16 protein-coding genes are annotated in these 21122 nt (G+C 38.7%); 10 read left to right on the plus strand and 6 right to left on the minus strand.

What is annotated here, in order from left to right; all coding sequences use genetic code 11:
• Positions 1-34: 34 nt before the first annotated feature.
• From A3Q34_RS17950 to pyrD, 4 genes are all read left to right on the plus strand, one after another.
• Positions 35-1045: a WD40/YVTN/BNR-like repeat-containing protein gene (locus A3Q34_RS17950; protein WP_070376590.1), complete on the plus strand. Its 1011-nt coding sequence runs from the start codon at positions 35-37 to the stop codon at positions 1043-1045.
• Between the two features lie 58 nt (positions 1046-1103).
• Positions 1104-3413, plus strand: coding sequence for an efflux RND transporter permease subunit (locus A3Q34_RS17955; protein WP_070376591.1), 2310 nt, complete (start codon positions 1104-1106; stop codon positions 3411-3413).
• A gap of 310 nt (positions 3414-3723) precedes the next feature.
• Positions 3724-8574, plus strand: a complete 4851-nt coding sequence (locus tag A3Q34_RS17960) for an NAD-glutamate dehydrogenase (protein WP_070376592.1) — start codon at positions 3724-3726, stop codon at positions 8572-8574.
• Positions 8575-8709: 135 nt separating this feature from the next.
• Positions 8710-9720: a quinone-dependent dihydroorotate dehydrogenase gene (pyrD, locus tag A3Q34_RS17965; protein WP_070376593.1), complete on the plus strand. Its 1011-nt coding sequence runs from the start codon at positions 8710-8712 to the stop codon at positions 9718-9720.
• 40 nt (positions 9721-9760) lie between these two features.
• On the opposite strand, the gene A3Q34_RS17970 is transcribed toward pyrD, so the two are convergent.
• Entirely contained in the window at positions 9761-10174 is a 414-nt protein-coding gene (locus A3Q34_RS17970; RefSeq protein WP_070377245.1) for a hypothetical protein, read from the minus strand.
• 130 nt (positions 10175-10304) lie between these two features.
• Between A3Q34_RS17970 and A3Q34_RS17975 the strand changes: the two genes are divergently transcribed.
• Positions 10305-10955 carry an EamA family transporter gene (locus A3Q34_RS17975; protein ID WP_070376594.1) on the plus strand — a complete coding sequence of 217 codons (651 nt, stop codon included), beginning with the start codon at positions 10305-10307 and terminating at the stop codon, positions 10953-10955.
• A gap of 48 nt (positions 10956-11003) precedes the next feature.
• Here the strand turns inward: A3Q34_RS17975 and tnpA are convergent, their stop codons facing one another.
• Positions 11004-11399 carry an IS200/IS605 family transposase gene (gene tnpA, locus A3Q34_RS17980; protein ID WP_083278085.1) on the minus strand — a complete coding sequence of 132 codons (396 nt, stop codon included), beginning with the start codon at positions 11397-11399 and terminating at the stop codon, positions 11004-11006.
• A 37-nt stretch (positions 11400-11436) separates the two neighbouring features.
• On the opposite strand from tnpA, the gene A3Q34_RS17985 reads away from it, so the two are divergent.
• The 3 genes from A3Q34_RS17985 (at position 11437) to A3Q34_RS17995 (ending at position 13558) form a co-directional block, all read left to right on the plus strand.
• Positions 11437-12663, plus strand: a complete 1227-nt coding sequence (locus A3Q34_RS17985; protein ID WP_070376595.1) for an RNA-guided endonuclease InsQ/TnpB family protein — start codon at positions 11437-11439, stop codon at positions 12661-12663.
• A 28-nt stretch (positions 12664-12691) separates the two neighbouring features.
• A complete protein-coding gene (locus tag A3Q34_RS17990; RefSeq protein ID WP_269447165.1) occupies positions 12692-13000 on the plus strand; it encodes an EamA family transporter in 309 nt (102 codons plus the stop codon).
• Between the two features lie 66 nt (positions 13001-13066).
• Positions 13067-13558: an FKBP-type peptidyl-prolyl cis-trans isomerase gene (locus A3Q34_RS17995; RefSeq protein ID WP_070376597.1), complete on the plus strand. Its 492-nt coding sequence runs from the start codon at positions 13067-13069 to the stop codon at positions 13556-13558.
• An 89-nt stretch (positions 13559-13647) separates the two neighbouring features.
• On the opposite strand, the gene tsaA is transcribed toward A3Q34_RS17995, so the two are convergent.
• The 4 genes from tsaA to metG form a co-directional block, all read right to left on the minus strand.
• Positions 13648-14379 carry a tRNA (N6-threonylcarbamoyladenosine(37)-N6)-methyltransferase TrmO gene (gene tsaA / locus A3Q34_RS18000; protein ID WP_070376598.1) on the minus strand — a complete coding sequence of 244 codons (732 nt, stop codon included), beginning with the start codon at positions 14377-14379 and terminating at the stop codon, positions 13648-13650.
• Positions 14379-14795, minus strand: coding sequence for an Rcs stress response system protein RcsF (gene rcsF / locus A3Q34_RS18005; protein ID WP_070376599.1), 417 nt, complete (start codon positions 14793-14795; stop codon positions 14379-14381). Before rcsF ends, tsaA begins: the two co-directional genes overlap by 1 nt.
• A gap of 17 nt (positions 14796-14812) precedes the next feature.
• Positions 14813-16939 carry a cation:dicarboxylate symporter family transporter gene (locus tag A3Q34_RS18010; protein ID WP_070376600.1) on the minus strand — a complete coding sequence of 709 codons (2127 nt, stop codon included), beginning with the start codon at positions 16937-16939 and terminating at the stop codon, positions 14813-14815.
• Between the two features lie 127 nt (positions 16940-17066).
• Positions 17067-19184 carry a methionine--tRNA ligase gene (metG, locus tag A3Q34_RS18015; RefSeq protein WP_070377247.1) on the minus strand — a complete coding sequence of 706 codons (2118 nt, stop codon included), beginning with the start codon at positions 19182-19184 and terminating at the stop codon, positions 17067-17069.
• 105 nt (positions 19185-19289) lie between these two features.
• Here metG and apbC point away from each other — a divergent pair, with 105 nt between their 5' ends.
• A complete protein-coding gene (apbC, locus tag A3Q34_RS18020) occupies positions 19290-20387 on the plus strand; it encodes an iron-sulfur cluster carrier protein ApbC (protein ID WP_070376601.1) in 1098 nt (365 codons plus the stop codon).
• 51 nt (positions 20388-20438) lie between these two features.
• Positions 20439-21035 (plus strand): dCTP deaminase, encoded by a 597-nt coding sequence (gene dcd / locus A3Q34_RS18025; protein ID WP_070376602.1) that lies wholly within the window; start codon positions 20439-20441, stop codon positions 21033-21035.
• Positions 21036-21122 lie beyond the last annotated feature (87 nt).

The following is a 21122-nucleotide window of genomic DNA, read 5'->3' on the forward strand; positions in this document are numbered from 1 at the left end:
TTAATTATTTATTAACGAATGAGAATTCTTCTTTATGCAACGTCTGTTGGCTTTCCTTTTTAGCGCTTTATTCTTCCTTAATGCTTTTTCGCAGCAACTTCCTGCTATTCAAGCACCTTTAGCCAGTAAATCACTTATGCTTGATATTTTCAAAATCAACGATAAGCAGCTTGTCGCTGTAGGTGAACGTGGTCATATTTTACTTTCAAGCGACGCAATTACATGGCGTCAAGCTAACGTTCCCGTTCGTTCTACCTTAACGGCAGTCTATTTTATTGATGCTACTCATGGTTGGGCTGTCGGACATGACGCCACCATATTATTTTCTAGTGATGGCGGCGAAAATTGGCAAGTACAACAACATTTACCCGCTAAGCAAAAACCTTTACTCGATATTATGTTCAAGGATAAAAACGAAGGCATAGCGATAGGCGCATATGGTCAGCAATATCGCACCAGTGATGGTGGTGAAAATTGGGCATTTGAATTTCATGGTGAATTTCTATTCCCTGAAGACCTCGCTTACTTAGAAGAATTAAAAGAACAAGATGAAGAGGCTTATTTAGATGAGCAAGGCAGTATACTTGCCCACTTCAATAGTATCTTTAAAGACGGTCGTACGCTTTATATGGTTGGCGAAGTAGGTTTAATTGCTAAAAGCAATGATTTTGCCAACAAATGGTTGCCGTTTGATAAAATATATCAAGGTTCATTCAATGACATTGCTCGCACTCAGCAAGGAAATTTATTAGTTGTTGGTTTGCGCGGTAATATTTTTCGCAGTTTAAAAAGTGGCACACCTTGGCAACATATTAACACCAAAACCCAAGCCTTATTAAATTCGATAGTGCTCGGTGATAACGGTAGTATTTTTGTCTTAGGAAATAATGGTGTTATTTTAAAAAGTGACGATGATGGCGTTAGCTTCTCTTTAAATATTCAAGCTGACGGTAAAGCGTTAATTAGCGGTGTTTGGTTTAATAACCAGTTAGTCATCGTTTCTGAAGTTGGTCTTAAAGTCATTGCACTGACTAAGTTAAAATAAAAGTAAATCGATAAATACTATTACCGCCAATTCCACTGAAGCAGATGAAGTAAATTAAATGAAAATAGAATCCCTTATTAATGTTATCGAAGCCACCATGTTCCGTAAAAGAGTCATGGTGCTTGTTGCTTTCGTACTAGCCAGTATTTTTCTTGTTTTTCAAGCGAGCCAAATAAAGCTTGATGCGGCTTTTGAAAAGCACATTCCCCTTAATCATACCTACATGAAAACGTATCTTGAATATCGAGAAAACTTTGGTGGCGCTAATAACGTGCTTATCTCAGTTTGTGACACAGAAGGAGATATTTTTAATGAATCTTTCTTTGGCGCGCTAAAGGGTGTTCATGATCAGTTATTTTTCATTCCTGGTGTTGACCGTATTCAAGTTAAATCATTATATTCACCGAGTACCCGTTTTGTTGAAATTGTTGAAGACGGTTTTGCCGGTGGTCCGGTTATCCCGGCAAATTTTCAGCCTGACTCACAAGGTTTAGCTGTTGTTAAAGCCAATATTGAGAAAGCAGGTATCGTTGGTAGTATCGTTGCTGACGATTACAGTTGTGCCATGGTTAAAGCGTCCTTAATGGATACAGACCCACAAACAGGGGCACGCTTAGATACACTTGTTATTGCTGAGCAACTTGAGCAGCAAATTAGAGGAAAATTCGAAAAAGATAATATCAGTATCCATATTATTGGTTTTAGTAAGATGGTTGGCGATGTTGCTGAGGGCGCGAAAGGCGTTGTTGCTTTCTTTGCCATTGCAATTGTTATTACCACGCTGATGGTTTTTTGGTTTTGTCGTTCTATTTCTCTAACCCTTTTACCCATAGCATGTTCGCTGGTTGCCGTTGTTTGGCAATTAGGGATGTTATCTACTTTAGGGTTTGGGCTCGATCCGATGTCGATTCTAGTGCCGTTCTTAGTGTTTGCCATTGGTGTCAGCCATGGCGTACAAATGATTAACTCGGTCTCCAAACTGGTTAGTAAGGGAGCAACATCCAAAGAAGCCGCACAAATGAGCTTTCGCTTGTTGTTGATACCAGGCGGTATCGCCTTGCTGTCTGATACGGTCGGTTTCTTAACGTTACTTTCTATTGATATCGGTATTATTCGTGAATTGGCTATTACTGCATCTCTGGGTGTTGCGATGATTATTTTAACCAATTTAATTTTACTCCCTTTATTGGTTTCCTTTATTCATGTCCCTAAAGTTGAGCCTAAAATAGCAGATAAGAACAAAGTCACTGTCTGGGATGTAATGTCTTCGTTTGCCACCAAGCGAATTGCAACAGTTATACTTGTTATAACCGCTGTTTTATATGCTGCTGGATACTATTACTCACAAGACATGAAAATAGGAGAGCTTCATGCGGGCGCTCCATCTTTACATGAGACATCACGTTATAATCAAGACACTTTTTTAATTACTGACCGTTACGCTATCAGTGTTGATTATATGTCAGTGATCGTTGAAAGCCCTGCTGATTCATGTACTTTTTACGAGACAATGGACTTAATAGATACCTTTCAATGGCAGATGGAAAATACGGCTGGTGTGCAATCAGCAATCAGTTTAGCGTCAGTTGCTAAAATTGTGAATGCTGGTTATAACGAAGGTAATGCTAGATGGCGTGTTCTATCTCGCAACCAACAAACATTAGTGCAATCAATTGCCCGAATACCTTCAACAAGTGGCCTATTGAACAGTGATTGTAGTGTTATGCCCGTGATTCTTTTCTTAGAAGATCACAAAGCTGAAACCATTAATCGAGTTGTTGATAAAGTAAAAGTTGTTACTCAGGCATTAGAAACAGACGAGGTTAAGTTTAAACTTGCCTCTGGCCCTGTTGGTGTTATGGCAGCGACTAATGAAGCGGTTGCTGAAGCGCAAACGCCGATGATGCTTTACGTTTACGGCGCGGTAACTTTATTGTGTTTCATTAGCTTTAGAAGTGTGCGTGCCACGATTGTCGTTATCGTGCCGCTTTATGTCGTGTCAACGTTAGCGCAATGGTTAATGACCGCACTTGATATTGGCCTAACGGTTTCTACACTTCCGGTTATTGCTTTAGGTGTTGGTATTGGTGTCGATTACGGTATTTATATCTTATCAACGATGAGTATAAAATTGCGTGAGGGTTACCAAGTTCAAGAAGCTTATTTACTCGCTTTGAAAGAGCGAGGCAGTGCGGTATTAATAACCGGTGTTACTTTAGCGATTGGCGTTTCAACCTGGTTTTGGTCAGATTTGAAATTTCAAGTCGATATGGGAATACTCTTAACCTTCATGTTCTTGGTGAATATGATCGCTGCAGTACTGGTCCTACCTGCTATTGCTGCTTTTTTATGGCCTAATAAGAAATAAGGTTAATACGTTAAACCTGCATAAATAAACAAGAAAATGACCGAAAGGTCATTTTCTATTTATAACAAGTGAATAAACAATTACTCTCAGTAATTTTGACAAGCCGCTGTAAATAATTAATCACCATAAATAGTAAAATATTCCTCGCAATAGCCTAAAATTCTTAATAAAATCGCATATATAGTCTATTCTTTTAGACAATAATAAATATTTATATAAAAAATTATACAAATTACCCTGTTAATTGTTTTAAATAATCAATTTTGAAATGATTCAGTACAACAGCGTTTTATCCAAAAAGGAAAACGGCATGGCGTTAGTAGACGGTTTACCCTCAGTGATACTCTCGAATGTAGCACAGTTAATTCAGCAAAAAGTTCCCGCTAAGACAGCTCCGCTCGTTGAGCAGTTTGCAGAGCTCCTTTATAGCAATATTTCTACGCTTGATTTAGAGCATCGTAACGATAGTGATATGTACGGTGCGACGTTAAGTCTGTGGAATTCGTTAAATGGTCACCAAAATAATGCACCGGTGATTAAAGTTTTTAATCCTCAAGTTTCTAAGCATGGCTGGAAATCAAGTCATACTATTATCGAAGTCATTATCGCCGATATGCCATTTCTTGTTGATTCATTGCGAATTGCCCTTAACCGTTTAGGCTTATCACCGCATTTAATGTTAAATAGTCCTATTAATATTATTCGTGATGACAAAAATCAAATTACACGTTTATCGGCAGCCGCTAATAAATCGTTAAAATCGGCAACGGCTGTCGCTGTTTTCTTTATTGAAGTTGACCGTCAAACCGATCAAAAAGTCCTTGATAAAATAACCAAAGAGCTTCATTCAGTGGTTAATGACATTGCGATAACGGTTGATGATTGGCAAGCCATGCGTGCCCGTCTTGGTGAAGTGATCACCGAAACAGCCGAAGCAAAGTTACCTTGTTCAATCAATGATCATGATGACGCACTAGAGTTCTTAAAGTGGATGTTAAACGATAACTTCACTCTATTAGGCTATCGTTCATACAATGTTAAAACCTTAACAGGTGATATGGCACTCTCGGCCAATGTTGAATCAAGTTTAGGATTAATGAAGCGCTCTGATGGCACAGTAGAGCGCTTAATCTCAACATTATCTAGTTCTGCTCGTGAGCTTGCTTTAGGGGTTAACCCGTTAATTTTGACCAAAACCAATTCTCGGTCACGCGTACATCGTCCTGCCCACTTAGATTATATTGGCGTAAAACGTTTCGATGCTAAAGGTAATGTTATTGGTGAGGAACGCTTTGTTGGTTTATTTGGCTCTGCTTATTATACCAATAGTGCCTTAGATTTACCGTTAATAAAGTCTAGAGTAACCACCGTTTGTGAAAGCTCTGGTTTTGCTCGTGGTACTCACGCGTATAAAGCGATGATTAATATTTTAGAAACTTACCCACGTGACGAAATATTACAAAGTAGCACAGATGAATTATTAAAAAATGTTTTAGGCATTTTCCAAATGCAAGAACGTGATTACTCTGGACTCTTTGTTCGCCGTGATGCCTTTGATCGTTTCTACTCTTGTATGGTCTATGTGCCCAGAGAACGTTATAACACTGAATTACGTGTTAATACCCAAAAGTTACTCAAAGAAGCATTTGGTAGCGGTCAAGAAGTCGAGTTTACCACTTACTTTTCTGAATCAGCACAAGCGCGTACCCACTATATTGTTCGTGTTAAATCAACTAAAGCAGATATCAACGTGAAACAAATTGAAAAGAACTTAAATGAAGCAGCAAGAAGCTGGGATGATAAACTCGCAGCATCTCTGAACTCTCATAAAGGTGAAGCTAAAGGTAAAACATTAAGTCGTAAATACTGTAGTTTTCCACAATCTTACAAAGATGAAGTGTTACCGGGTACGGCAATCGTTGATATTGAAAAACTTGAGTCGTTATCAGCAGAAAATCCGCTGGAAATGTTGTTTTATCAACCACAAGAAGAAAGTGCTAACAGCCGCCACGTAAAATTAAAATTGTTCCATACTGGCGACCCCATTCACTTGTCAGATATTTTACCTATCCTTGAAAACTTCGGTTTACGCGTTATTGGTGAAAGCCCTTACTTAGTTAAAACATTAACGGGTGAACATTGTTGGATCTTAGACTTTTCGATGTTACTGACCGGACAAGGTAAGTTCACCCTTGAAATAGTACAAAACTTGTTCCAAGACGCCTTTGCAAAAGTTTGGGCGGGTGATTTAGAAGATGATGGTTTTAACCGTTTAATTTTAGGTGCCGAGCTTGGTGGTCGCGAAGTTTCTATTATCCGTGCTTATGCACGATATGAGCGTCAAATTGGCGGTACCTTTAGCCAAAATTATATCGAAGATACTTTTGCTCGTTACCCCAATATTGCCGAATTACTGATTAAATTCTTTATTTTCCGCTTTAATCCAATGACGAAAATTTCAGAAAAAGCGTTAAATAAAGTCAGTGCTGATATTGAAAAATCTCTTGATAATGTCGCTAACTTAGATGATGACCGTATTATCCGCCGTTTTGTTGAAATGATCAGTGCCACCATTCGTACTAACTATTTTCAACCTCATCCGATCACAGGTCAAAAATCTTACATTTCATTTAAGATCTTACCTCGCCAGATAAGTGACGTACCACTGCCACTTCCTGAATTTGAAATATTTGTTTATTCACCACAACTTGAAGGTGTTCATTTACGTGGCGGTAAAGTCGCCCGTGGTGGTTTACGTTGGTCAGACAGACAAGAAGATTTCCGCACTGAGGTCTTAGGCTTAGTAAAAGCTCAACAAGTTAAAAATACGGTTATTGTTCCTGTGGGCGCTAAAGGTGGTTTTGTTTGTAAGCAACTCCCTGTAGGCGGTACTAGACAAGAAATATTTGAAGCAGGTAAAGAATGTTACCGTACCTTCATTCGTGGTTTGTTAGATATCACCGACAACATTATTGATGGCGTTATTGTGCCACCACTGAATGTTGTTCGTCTTGATGACGATGACGCTTATTTGGTTGTTGCTGCCGATAAAGGCACGGCAACCTTCTCAGATACTGCTAATGCGATTTCCGATGAATATAACTTCTGGATGGGCGATGCGTTCGCTTCTGGTGGTAGTGTTGGTTATGACCATAAAGCGATGGGTATTACGGCTAAAGGCGCTTGGGAGTCTGTTAAACGTCATTTTCGCGAAATGGATATTGATTGTCAAACAACTGATTTCACCTGTATTGCTATTGGTGACATGGCAGGTGATGTATTTGGTAATGGTATGTTGTTGTCAAAGCACATCCGTTTACAAGCCGCATTTAACCATATGCATATTTTTATTGACCCTAATCCCGACGCAGCAAGCTCTTATGTAGAGCGTGAACGTTTATTTAATATGCCGGGCTGTACTTGGGAAGATTATAACAAAGAATTAATTTCTGAAGGTGGCGCGATTTTCAGCCGTCATGTGAAATCTATCAAGTTAACACCACAAATTAAGAAAATGCTCGGTACGCAAAAACAAACCATGTCACCAATTGATTTAATGCAAGCCATTTTGAAAATGAAAGTGGATTTGTTGTGGAATGGTGGTATTGGTACGTATGTTAAAAGTTCAAAAGAAAGCCATCTTGATGTTGGCGACAGAGCGAACGACTCATTGCGTATCAATGGCAAAGAATTACAAGCGAAAGTTGTTGGTGAGGGTGGTAACTTAGGTTTCACCCAACTGGGTCGTGTTGAGTTTGGTTTACGTGGCGGACGAATCAATACCGATGCTGTTGATAATGCCGGCGGTGTTGATTGTTCTGATAATGAAGTTAACATTAAAATATTATTAAACAGTTTAGTACAAAATGGTGACTTAACCGTTAAACAACGTAATCAGTTACTTTATGATATGACTGATGATGTCGGTAAAATTGTTATAGAAGATTGTTATCGTCAAACCCATTCATTGTCTATTACGGCAATGCGTGGCGTCAAACAACTAAAAGAGCAAGAGCGTTTTATTCACGGCTTAGAAAAAGCGGGTAAATTAGATCGTGCTTTAGAGTTTATTCCAACGGATGATGAAATTTCTGAGCGTTTATCTAAAGGTCAAGGCTTAACTCGCCCAGAACTTTCAGTGCTACTTGCCTATGGTAAAATGGTCTTAAAAGAAGATTTGGTTTGTCCAGGTATCACGGATAACCCTTATCACAATCGTTTATTACTTGAAGCTTTCCCTCCACAATTACAGGTTAAGTATCAAGAACAAATGCAACTGCATCCTCTGCGTGCTGAAATTATAGCGACAAAATTAGCCAATGATATTGGTAACGATATGGGTTTCAATTTTGTTAATCGCATGCATGAAGAAACAGGTGCAACGGTTGCTGAAATCGCCAATTGTTATGTTATGGCCAGTGAAGTTTTTGAGTTATCAACTATTTGGAACGAAATTACCGAATTAGATAATAAAATTTCGACTTCTATTCAAACTGAAATGTTATTTCAAATGCGCCGTACGGTACGACGAGCAACACGTTGGTTCTTACGCCATCGTAATAAAGCGTTAGGTATTGCTGAAACAATCGCTATGTATCGCCCAACGTTTGAAAATTTAGCCAAAAATTTAGATAAGTTATTAGTAACCGCAGAAGTTGAACAACTACAACGTGTTGAAACAGATCTAGTTGGAACAGGCGTTCCAGTGAAAATCGCAAAACGTATTTCACAGTTAAGTTCATTATTCCCGGTAATGGATATTGCTGATATTTCAATAGCGGATAATCGTCCAATTGAATTAGTTGCTGACTTATACTTCAAACTAGGTGTTCGTTTAGACTTGCATTGGTTCTTAGATCAAATCACTAGCCAACCAGTATCTAATCACTGGCAAGCGCTTGCTAGAGCTTCATTTAGAGAGGAACTTGATTGGCAGCAGCGTTCATTAGCACAAGTCGTTTTACACTGCGATTGTGGTGTTGAACAACCTGAAATTGAAGACTTACTTAATAACTGGATTAAGACGAATGCTCAACCACTTGAGCGTTGGAACCAAATATTAGCTGACTTTAGAATTGGTCGCACGCATGAGTTTGCAAAGTTCTCTGTTGCGCTAAGAGAGTTAATGTTACTGAGTTTAAATTGCGATCCAGCAAAATAAGTCAAAGCCATTAATCAAGCTTTAACGAGATTGATTTAACTGATAAAATCCTCACTACTAAGTGGGGATTTTTTTTAGGTCGTTGTCGATTTTGATTAAAGTTTTTTCGCGTTAACTTATCCGTCCAGAGGCAATATGTTTTATTCCGCAATTCGTAAAGTATTATTCAAGTTTGATCCTGAAGCTATTCATGAGCTGACGATAAAAGGCTTTAAAGCATCGGGTTCAACACCATTAAATTTACTTTATAAACAAAACATTACTGATAAACCAGTCGAAGCCATGGGTATTATCTTTCCTAATCCTGTTGGTTTAGCGGCTGGATTAGATAAAAATGGCGAATGCATTAACGCGTTTGATGCCATGGGATTTGGCTTTGTTGAGATAGGAACTGTGACACCTAAGCCACAACCGGGTAACCCAAAACCGCGTATTTTCCGTTTACCGACAGCAAATGCAGTTATAAACCGCATGGGCTTTAATAACAAAGGCGTTGATTACTTAATTGATCAAGTACGTAAAGCAAATTTTAAAGGCGTGCTGGGTATTAATATTGGTAAAAATAAAGATACCCCAGATGATCAAGCTAAAGACGATTATCTTATTTGTATGCGTAAAGTTTATAACTACGCAACCTACATCACCATAAATATCTCATCGCCAAATACGCCAGGTTTACGTTCATTACAATATGGTGATGCATTAAATGAGCTATTAGCCGCGCTTAAAGCGGAACAAAAAGTACTGACCGAACTGCATAGTAAATATGTACCGTTAGCCGTAAAAATAGCACCAGATTTAAGCAAAGAAGAGATTGAATCGATTGCCCAATGTTTGATCAACAATAATATTGATGGCGTTATTGCCACTAACACCACACTTTCACGTGAAGGTGTGGTTGGCTTAGAGCATGGAGAAGAGCAGGGGGGTCTCAGTGGTGAGCCAGTAAAAGAAAAAAGTACCGAGGTTATTCGTTTATTGGCAATAGCCCTAGATAATAAATTACCTATAATCGGTGTTGGCGGTATTTCGAGTGGCCGTGATGCACAAGAGAAAATAGCCGCGGGTGCTAAATTAGTACAAGTTTATACTGGCTTTATATACCAAGGTCCTGAATTGGTTAAAGACATAGTGAATAGTCTTTAACTGACGAGTTCAATGGTTTAACGCTATTTCTTACACTTGCTTATATATGGGGTAGCGTTAACTTATTGGCAATTAAATTCAGTACCTTATGCAGTTTTACTTGAATATAGCGAGGTAATAATTTTTTCTCTTGCGCTAACAGAATTAACTCAGCTGGCGTTATCGCAATAAAACATTTTACCTGTTGATATTCTTTTTGGTAAACACTAAAAACATCATCAGCAAAATAGCTAATCTCTCCCTGATGAGCTTTAGTTATCTCTTCATCAACAAATTGCTGATTTTCTAGATAGAGACTGATTAATAAAATATTATTTTCATCACCATACCAATTTGCGGTTAATGTTTGAAAATTAAATTGTGCTTCAAGCTTATTACACACTGACTTTATCTGAGTAAACTTTTCCATTAAATCGTTACCCGGCATAATAGCGATCGGTAGCTGTTCTGTCATAGTTTTAAGGTTGCTTTGAATTTCAAATTTAAACATTATCAATATTAATTAGTAACATAAAGCATAAAAGGCTTTTTATTGCCTTTATCTAACATTATTTTGCTGGTCGTTTTCATCATTAGGATTGATTTTGGACTTTTCTTTCTTCTCTTTAGAACTCTGGGTTTATTTCACTTTACTTGCCGCTGTTATGCAGGCTATTCGCACCGCTGGACAAAAGAAGCTATCGGGACATTTAAGTGCGATGGCGACGACAGGTGTGCGCTATATCTATGCGCTGCCTTTTGCTTTTATATATTTGCTCTTTATTACCGAACAGCGATCAGTGTCTTTACCTGTGCTTAACCGTCATTTTCTTATGTACGCGCTTATTGCTTGTCTGATGCAGATTATTGGGACTTTTTGTTTGGTTGCGGCCTTTAAATATCGTAATTTTGCGGTAGCAACAAGTTTAGCTAAAACTGAAGCTATTCAAGTTGCTGTCGTGGGAGCCTTGTTCTTTTCAGTTTCCTTATCATTGCTAGCGTGGTTATCTGTTTTTATTGGTGTGATAGGCGTGTTAATTGTCTCAAAAGTAAAATTTACCGTTACTGATATTTTTAAAAACCCTGGCGCTGGTTTTGGCTTATCTTCAGGCTTAGCCTTAGCCATTACGACCTTATTAATTAGAGAGTCAAGCTTGGCCTTAAACACAGATTTAATGGTTAGTGCCGCTGTTACTTTGTTGTTTATGGTTGGCGTACAGTCCGTCATATCAATTATTTATCGAACCTGTCGATAAAACCCAGTGATCCGAGCGAAGCGAAAGTCGCGGGGATGAATCGATAAACTATCCTTTTTCTTTAATGTATTTGCGAATTGTATCAGCGGAAGCATTGCCGACAGAACAAACAAAATATCCATCAGACCAGAAAGTATTCTCAATCCAAAACTGCTTTTTCAGGCTTGGATACCTCTTCCAAATCAACTTATTTGTCTGCTGCTTAATCCTTCTAACATGTTGCCCAATGGTATATCTTGGAGAAATCATCAGAAGTATATGGATGTGATCCTTGTCTACTTCAATCTCCTCAACTGAAAAGTCAGAGCTATCTGATATGTCTAAAACAGCCTGCTTTACAAACTCTCCCATATCGCCAAAAAGTAGTTGCTTTCGATATTTAACCACGAGAATTAAATGCAGAGCAATTAGGTGCTTACAATGTGAATTCGTTTGATATTCCACTTGACAATCTCGGCTTGTACAGTAGTCTATACAGTATATGAAAAAGACGATCAGATACAATTATCGGCTCAAGCCGACGGCAGAACAAGAAGTCAAACTCGTTGAGTTTGGAGCATACGCCCGTGGCGTATGGAACTTGTTGCTATCTGAAAATATGCGTCGATATCGGTACGATAAAACATTTCTTTTTTACAATGAAATGGCATCGCTGATAAAAGATTTAAAAATGTTCGATGAATTCTCATGGCTCAAAGATTTTGACTCTGCGGCTTCACAACAAGTGGCTCGTGACCTTGAAACAGCACTAAAGAATTCATTCAATAAAGGCAGGGTTCAAAAGTTTCCGACTTTCAAGGTCAGCTTTAAGCAGAAGAAACTTCACGATGATAGCTACCGCTCGGTCAATACGAATGAAAATATAAGACTGGAAAATAACGGCATCACTATTCCAAAAATTGGTACGGTTAAAATTGCACTTCATCGTAAACTTAAAAGTAAAATCAAGTCAGCAACCTTCAAGATGAGGCACGGGAAGTGGTACGTTTCACTGACTCAAAAAGTTGAGTGCAAGAGTAAAAAGCAAGTGCTATCAACACTTGTGGGCTATGACATCAACAGCCACTATACGGTTGTCGGCTCAAATGGTCTGTACGTTGAAAACCCGAAAGTTTTGAAGAAGTCATCAACGAAATTAAAACAAATTCAAGTCCAGTTGAGCCGTCGTAAGAAAGGTTCGAATCGCTGGCACAAAACAAAATCACGTTTAAACAAAATTCACGGGAAAATCTCTAGCCAACGCCTAGCGTTCGCTCACGAAGTATCATGCTCGATAGCCAAGAGTAGCGATATTATCGTGTTTGAGGATTTAAACGTGAAAGGAATGCAGCAATTTAATGGCCAGATGGTGAATGATAATGTGATGGGAATGATCACTGAATTAACCAGGTATAAGGCTGAATTAAATGGCGTTGTTTACCATGAAATTGGTCGGTTTGTGAAATCTTCCGGCATTTGCTATGGATGTAAGTATGAGCATAAATTCGATTTGAGTGTGAGAGAATTTTCCTGTGAGAGCTGTGGATTAGTACAGTGCAGAGATTTAGCAGCAGCTAAATCTGTTGCAGACACAGGCGAAAAAGAGTTAATAGCTAATGGGATATTAGCTAGGGCGTTGCCCAAATTTCAGCAGAAATCAGCTTCTAAAATGAAAGTCTTTGAGCAATCAAAGTTTGGTGTGGGATCTGAGAAAAAAGAAGCAGCCTAGTTATCAAAAGCTAGATTGCAGAAGCCCCGTGATCAGAGCGAAGCGAAGTCGCGGGGTAGTTCACCTTAGTTTAAAAGATAGAAAGCAACTTACCTTAATGGCTAAACATTGGCGTATGTGTTTATTTGTTGGTATCACCAGCGTTATTGGTTCAATTGGTTGGTTTACTGCCGCTAGTTTTGAAAATGCAGCCTATGTGAAGGCACTAGGGCAAGTAGAGTTTTTTATTACTTTATTGTTAACTTATCGAATTTTTAAGGAGCGTATTAGTCGAATTGAATACCTAGGCATGTTATTAATTATTGTTAGTGTGGTTATTTTATTACTTTGGGCATAGTGGCTAGCGTCTGTTTTTGCTACACTCGCAGAAAATTATTATTGTATTAATTAAATTGGATTTAAAATGAAAATTGCAGATAAAACCGTTGTTCAATTTCACTACACCTTAAAAGATGAAGCTGGCAATGAAATTGAATCATCATACGCGGGTGATCCTTTAGCCTATCTTCATGGCTATAAAAATATGTTAGTCGGTGTTGAAAATGCCTTAGTGGGTAAAGAAGTAGGCAACAAATTTTCAGTTACGCTACAACCAGAAGATACTTACGGTGAGCGTAAAGAAGATATGATCCAACGTGTTCCAGCAAAACATCTACAAGACGGTCAAGGGACCACTAAATGGCAAGCTGGCATGACAGCTTCTGTTGAAACCGAGCAAGGTCAACGTCAAGTGACTATTGTTAAAGCGGGCAAGTTTATGATCACGGTTGATATTAACCCACCCCTTGCTGGTATGGTATTAACCTTTGACTTAGACGTCATTGATGTACGTGCTGCTACAGATGAAGAAATTGAACATGGTCACGCACATGGCGCTGGCGGTCATCACCACTAAATTTTCTTAGTTAAAGTGGTCATTTATTTGAATGTTAAAGGTCAGCTCTGCTGACCTTTTTATATTGAGTTGCTGAGTGTGTTTTAAAGTTAATCATCAACTTTATTTATTGACAGCACATACATTTCATTATTTAAATTTACTTGCCAGCATATATTTAAATTATAGAGTTTCATGCCATAGATTTTATCATCGCCTTGTCGCTTTTTATAAGCGGGCCTAGGGTCCTGCGTTAAGACTTGTTCAATAAAAAGTGCTAGCTCTGGATACTCTCGTTGATACTTTTGCATATCATCTTGTGCTTGCTGAGAAAACTTGGTGGTTAACGCTTGCAAGGGTTGTTGTTGTGCAAAGCCGGCCTGTGCATTATCAATACTATCAGAGTAGGGAATATAAGGTTTAATATCAACAACGGGCGTTTGATCAAGCAGGTCTAGTCCAGAAATATTAATAACAGTTTGTTTGTTGTTTTGCGTAATACCCTCTAACTTTACTACCGACATGCCAATTGGGTTAGGTCTGAATGTAGAGCGAGTGGCTAATACCCCCAGTTTTTTATTTCCTCCCAAGCGAGGTGGTCTCACGAGCGGTTTCCAACCTTGGCGTTGCGTACCATGAAATATAAACAATATCCACAGGTGACTAAATTGCTCAATGCCACGAAGTAACTCTTCGTTATTGGCATCATCAAGCAATAAAATTGAGCCTTGTGCTGCACTCACTAGACCCGGTTGACGAGGAATAGCGAATTTTTCTTTGTAGGGAGAATTAACGCGACCAATATAGTTGAAGGTTACCTGGTTTTCAGGTGATACAGTCATTAGTTAATCTTTTTAAGCGGTTCAACTTGATAAGCAATACCATAGCAGACAAGGGTTGCATTACATTGCTTATTTGCTTGGTCGTCATCAATCAGCGCGCAACCGCTAAAAATTATCGCATTCGCTTGTTGCTGAGCTGCTTGTCTACGCGCTTCAGTTCTTGCCGCTATTTTATCAGGTAAGGCATGATGACTTTTTGCCTGACAATCTTCACCTTCAACTAAGCCAATAAGTTTATAACGGCCAGGAAATTCACTCTCATCTTGAAAAATTTTTACCTGTGCATGGCTGAAATATGTTTGAAAATTTCCTTTGTCCAAATTTGTTGAAACGGTATATTGAGATGAGCATGCTGATAATCCGATCAACGTCAGCATTAGTATTAATTTATTGTTGGTTTTACTTGTTGGCTTCATTTTTATCACTAGGTTACTTACTTACTTATATTTGCTTTAACAGGGGCTTTATTACTGATCCAATAATTAAATAATTTATCAATAACTTTGCTTTGTTGTTTCATATTTATCCAATTACGCATAAACAGTTCAAAAGCTTGATCGTTATGATTAATCGGGAATGCCATAGATATAGGTGCTAAGACAGGTTTAGGCACAATAACTGTGTACTCAGGATATAATAATGTCCAGGCAGAAGCTGCAGCAGCACCAAATAGCATACCATCAAAATGTTGATGCTTTTCTTTAAAGAATAATCTGGGTGTTGATATTTTCCAGGCCTTATTATGAATAAAGTTGCGTTCAACAGCGGTTTGGTAGAAAAAAGTTTCAGGTATACCGATAATCAGCGCTTTATTTTCGATGATTTTAGACCATAGCTTAAACTCTACACGCCTTTCATCTTTTACAATAAAGGCCAGTGATTGCTGAGAATAAGGCACCGTAAGGGTGAATTTAGTCATATTATCTGGGATAACGGGAATACCTGTCGTGATATCCAAATAGCCTGATTGTAAGAGTGCTTCCGCTTGATGATGAAATATTCTTACAAATTCAACATTGACGTTGAGGTCAATGGCGAGTTGATTCATTATTTCAATATCAAAACCGACCAACTTACCGTTATTGTTATGAAAGGCGTAAGGTAAGTCATCTCTGAAATAGCCAACCCTAATAAAACCACGTTGCTGAATTCGTTTTAGCACAGGAGAAAATGTAGGTTTGATGACAGCATTAGCAGGGCTGTTTTCGAGGTAGTTGCTTTCAACACCAGTGAACAAAAAGTCTCGCTCTATAAATTTGGTATAGCCTTGATACTGGTGACTTATAGCGTCAAAACTAAAACGTAAGGAGATAAATGCCAATACCGATACAAGCGGGATTATCGCTAAGTTACGCAGCAGTACACGCCATTTTATAGTAAAGCGTTTTAACATTGCCGTGGCAATTAATAGCGGTAAACAGCTAGAAAATACCACTGAAAAAATAGCACTTAATCGAGCGCCAATAAGATTCTCTGCCACTAAATAAAAGTCGAACATAGCACCGGAAACATTAAACAATTCTAGTAAATTTTGCATCGCTAATGTTGTGCTACCAAATAACTGTGGCAAGCCAGCAACAACTAGATTGATATGATCAGTAAAAGAAATATGGGCACCAGAGAACCAAGCGGCAAAGAGCACAAAAAGTAAAGCAAGCAGCTTACCACCGACGGGTAAACTAAAAGATATTGGCACAATAATCTCTGATATTTTTTCAAGATCGCTATCTTGAGGGTATTTTTGCTTAAGTAATTTTTTAGTGTTTTCAACAATCACAGGCAATACTGAAAAGAAGCTGCCTGTAGCAAAAGCAGTGATCATTGGCTCGCGAGAAACACTAACTATTTCTCGATAACCAAAAGGGGTGACCGTAGCAACAATGGCGGGGAATACTACAAAACAAAGCAGAGTTACCAAAACTATTGCACTAAGCATATAAACAACTAAACCATCGAGTTGGCTTGCATCAAGAGTAACAGCGGCACGCCAACCGATACAAAATATACCCAAAGGGGCAAATTTCATAATAAAACCATTAATGTTTGCGGTTGCTTGTTGTAAGTTTGAAAGCATTAACAAGGTTTGTCTTTTAGATTTAATCTTCATTAAACCAAGCCCCATACAGATACTAAAAAAAACTACCGCAGGGATTAAAGTATTTGCTAAGGCATTAAAAGGGTTTGCCGAGATAAATAAGTCAACCAAGCTAAATTCTGGCACAGATTGTATGGTGTTATTAGAATAAAACTCGGCATGTTGCCATTGAGGAAAGGACAAAGGGGTGCTAAAAATAAAAAATAGTACGACCGCTATCATCATTAAGATAATCAATAAACTTTGTTTAGAGACCTTTTTGGCTTTACTCGGCGTAAGCCCACCTATACCAACAACTAGTGACAGCACAATATAAGGCAGTACGGTCATTTGCAGGGCAGTAACAAAAGCATTTGCGGTGTTATCAATCACTGAATATTCGGTTGAAAAGTGATACCCCATCAACAACCCAAGAAACATCGCTAAGATAATTTGTACTAATAACGGTGGTTTAACAAACAACATTAAAATATTGTACTCATAAGTATTTTGCCATAATAATTGTAACGAACTATTTGAAAATTATAATACAAAAAAGCAGTGAACGTTCACTGCTTTTATCTCTTTGGTATTAACAGCTGACAGAGGGTTGTTATTTCACCCGCATACCCGGCTGTGCACCGTCGTCAGGATTTAATATCCATAAATCTTTACCACCAGGGCCTGCCGCAAGCACCATGCCTTCAGACATACCAAAACGCATTTTTCTTGGCGCCAAATTAGCAACCATCACGGTATGCTTACCAATTAAATCTTCTGGTTGATACGCTGACTTAATACCAGCAAACACTTGGCGTGTTTTACCACCTTCTTCTTTGGAATCAAGAGCAAGGGTCAAACGTAGCAGTTTATCAGCTTTTTCTACATGCTCGGCATTAATGATTTTTACTATACGCAAATCAATTTTAGCAAAATCGTCAAATTGAATTTCTTCGCTAATAGGATCACACCCTAATGGGTCATTAAGAGCCGCACTATTATCGACGATTTTTTCTTTTTTCGCTTTTTTTACCGGTTTTTCAGCGTCATCTTTAACAAGTAAATTGTCTTTCGATGCATCTGTCATTGCGTTAACTTTATCCATGTCGACACGCTGTAGTAAGGCTTTAAATTTATTGATCTTGTGGCTCGTCAATAATTTCTTATGTCCTTCCCAAGTTAATTCATCATTTAAAAACGTCGCTGTGCTATCAGCTAATACCGGTAATACTGGCTTTAAATAAATCATTAAGGTGCGAAACATATTGATACCTAGCGAACAGATGTCTTGCACTTCTTGTTGCTTAGTTTCATCTTTCACTAACTGCCATGGTTCTTTTACGGCTATATATTCGTTAACTTTGTCGGCCAATGCCATTATTTCACGCATACCACGGGCAAAATCACGCGCTTCATAGTGAGCGGCAATAGAGTCACCTGCCGCCATGACCTCTTCAGCGAGAGCTGGGTTGTCGATGTTTTCTGACAACATACCGTCAAAGCGTTTAGTGATGAAACTGGCACAACGTGAGGCAATATTAACCACTTTACCCACTAAGTCTGAATTGACTCGTTGCGCAAAATCTTCAAGATTTAAGTCTAAATCATCAATTTTATGGGTTAATTTAGCCGCATAGTAATAACGTAAATATTCAGGATTTAAATGATCTAAATAAGTACGGCCTTTAATAAAGGTGCCTTTAGACTTAGACATTTTTGCGCCATTAACAGTCACAAAACCATGAGCATGCACTGCCGTTGGTTTTCTAAAACCTGCACCTTCGAGCATAGCTGGCCAGAATAAACTATGAAAATATATAATGTCTTTGCCAATAAAATGGTAGAGCTCAGCTTCTGAGTCAAGTGCCCAAAACGCATCAAAATCGATACCGGTTTTATCACATAAGTTTTTGAAACTGCCCATGTAACCAATAGGAGCGTCTAGCCAGACATAAAAGTATTTGCCCGGAGCATTGGGTATTTCAAAGCCAAAATAAGGAGCGTCGCGGCTAATATCCCATTGTTGTAAACCAGACTCAAACCATTCAGCTAACTTATTAGCCATTTCATCTTGCAATGCGCCACTTCGTGTCCAATCTTGCAACATCTCACTAAAAGCAGGCAAGTCAAAGAAGTAGTGCTCTGAATCTTTTAATACTGGTGTTGCGCCAGAAACAACTGAACGCGGGTTTAGCACTTCAGTGGGCGAATACGTCGCGCCACACTCGTCACAGCTATCGCCGTTTTGATCGGCTGCCTGACACTTAGGACAAGTGCCCTTGACAAAGCGGTCAGGTAAGAACATCCCTTTTTCTGGATCGTATAGTTGAGAGATGACTCTAGTTTTAATATGACCTTTAGCATGCAAACGATTATAAATTTCGTGAGCAAACGCTTCATTCTCTGGACTATGCGTTGAATGATAGTTATCGAAACTAATATGAAAGTCTGCAAAGTCGCTCATATGCTCTTCACGGACACCATTGATCATTTCTTCAGGTGTTACCCCTAACTCATGCGCTTTAAGCATAATAGGCGTGCCATGGGCATCATCAGCACAAACAAAATAAGTTTCATGGCCGCGCATACGTTGAAAACGCACCCAAATATCGGTCTGAATATGTTCGAGTAAATGACCTAAATGAATAGAGCCATTGGCATAAGGCAGCGCACAAGTTACAAGAATTTTACGTTTATTTTTAGCGGTTGATGATGACTCTGATAACGACATATAAAGTTTACATTTATTGGTGGTAATTATGAGGGGAATGGTACAGAATTTGTCATTACTTTTCATTAATAATTATTGCCTAAACGCGATAAAGTGCCTTTTAAAATGTTCTCAAAGATATTTTCGTCAAAAACACTCCCCAGTGACGCTAAACAAACGCTTGTTGATAGCTTAAATCGTTATCGCAGTGAAAATTTTCCTCAAGGAATGCTGTATCCTGATATTGACCCTGAAATTACCTTAGAAAAAGGCAATGATATTGTCATTAAATTGTCTTTACCTTTCCCCTGCAATAGTGAAATACACTTATTAAGTGAAATGCTTACTAAAGAAGTTAAGCAAACCGTTCGTTTTGATGTTAAGTACAATGTTAAGCCGGTTCGCCGCCATGAACTCCTAGGTATAAAGAATATTATTGCTATTGCCTCTGGAAAAGGTGGAGTAGGGAAGTCGACAACAGCGGTTAATCTTGCCTATGCGTTAATCGCAGAAGGAGCCTCGGTTGGCATTTTAGACGCTGATATTTATGGCCCATCAGTTCCTACATTACTGGGTTTAAAAGGAGCAAAGCCTAGCTCTGATGATGGTAAGTTACTCACGCCAATAAATGCCAATGGTTTAAGCGCAATGTCGCTGGGTTTTTTAGTCGATGAGGATGATGCAACTGTTTGGCGAGGTCCAATGGCAAGCAGAGCTTTTAGTCAATTACTTAACGAAACTGATTGGCAAGGTATAGATTATTTAATTGTTGATATGCCCCCAGGCACCGGTGATATTCAATTAACGTTATCACAACAAGTACCCGTGGCAGCTTCTGTGGTTATTACCACACCACAAGATATAGCACTGGCTGACGCGATAAAGGGTATTGCGATGTTTGAACAAGTAAAAGTACCTGTGCTTGGTATTATTGAAAATATGAGTTATCACCAATGCGAAAATTGTGGTCACCATTCACACTTGTTTGGTGAAGGTGGAGGTCAACGGGTTGCCAATAAATATGATACGCAACTTTTAGGACAACTGCCGCTTGATGTCAGTATTCGTCGCGATGCAGACCAAGGGGTTTCGCCATTATTAACAGATAACACTAGTAACATCAGTGAGCAATACCGTAAGATAGCGCGAACTATCGCTGCACAATTATATCTGCAGTTGGATTCACGCAGTCCAAATACCGCAAAAATATTGATTGAAGATTAGCCTTTATAGCTAATTCCCTAACCTTAAAGTAATAACGTAAGAAGAACTAACATGAGATTGTCCGACAAAGACATAGAAACATCGCTTGAAAGAGGTGAAATTATTATTACACCCGCACCCGATAGCAGTATGATTTCAGGGGTAAGTGTTGATATTCGTTTAGGTAATGAATTTCGCGTTTTTCAAGATCATACCGCACCTTATATCGACTTAAGTGGTCCCAAAGCTGAAATGCAAAAAGCGATGGACTCAGTAATGAGTGATGAAATTGTTATCGCTGATGGTGAGGCTTTCTTTTTACATCCAGGTGAATTAGCGCTAGCGGTTACCTATGAGTCGGTTACCCTACCTGATAATATCGTTGGTTGGTTGGATGGTCGTTCATCATTAGCGCGCTTGGGCTTAATGGTCCATGTTACCGCGCATCGCATCGATCCCGGTTGGTCTGGACAGATTGTTTTAGAGTTTTATAATAGTGGTAAGCTTCCTTTGGCGCTTCGCCCTAAAATGAAAATAGCGGCACTAAATTTTGAAACTATGTCTTCAAGCGCTGCACGTCCTTATAATAAACGTGAAGATGCCAAATATAAAAATCAAACAGGTGCTGTTGCTAGCCGTATTAGTCAAGATGAAGCTTCTAAAAACTAAAAACTAAAAACTAAAAACTAAAAACTAAAAACTAAAAAGCCGTAAAATGAATGATCATTTTACGGCTTTTTATCAACAGTCTAAAAA

It is taken from the genome of Colwellia sp. PAMC 20917 (genome assembly GCF_001767295.1).
In the GTDB taxonomy this organism is placed as follows: Bacteria; Pseudomonadota; Gammaproteobacteria; order Enterobacterales; family Alteromonadaceae; genus Colwellia_A.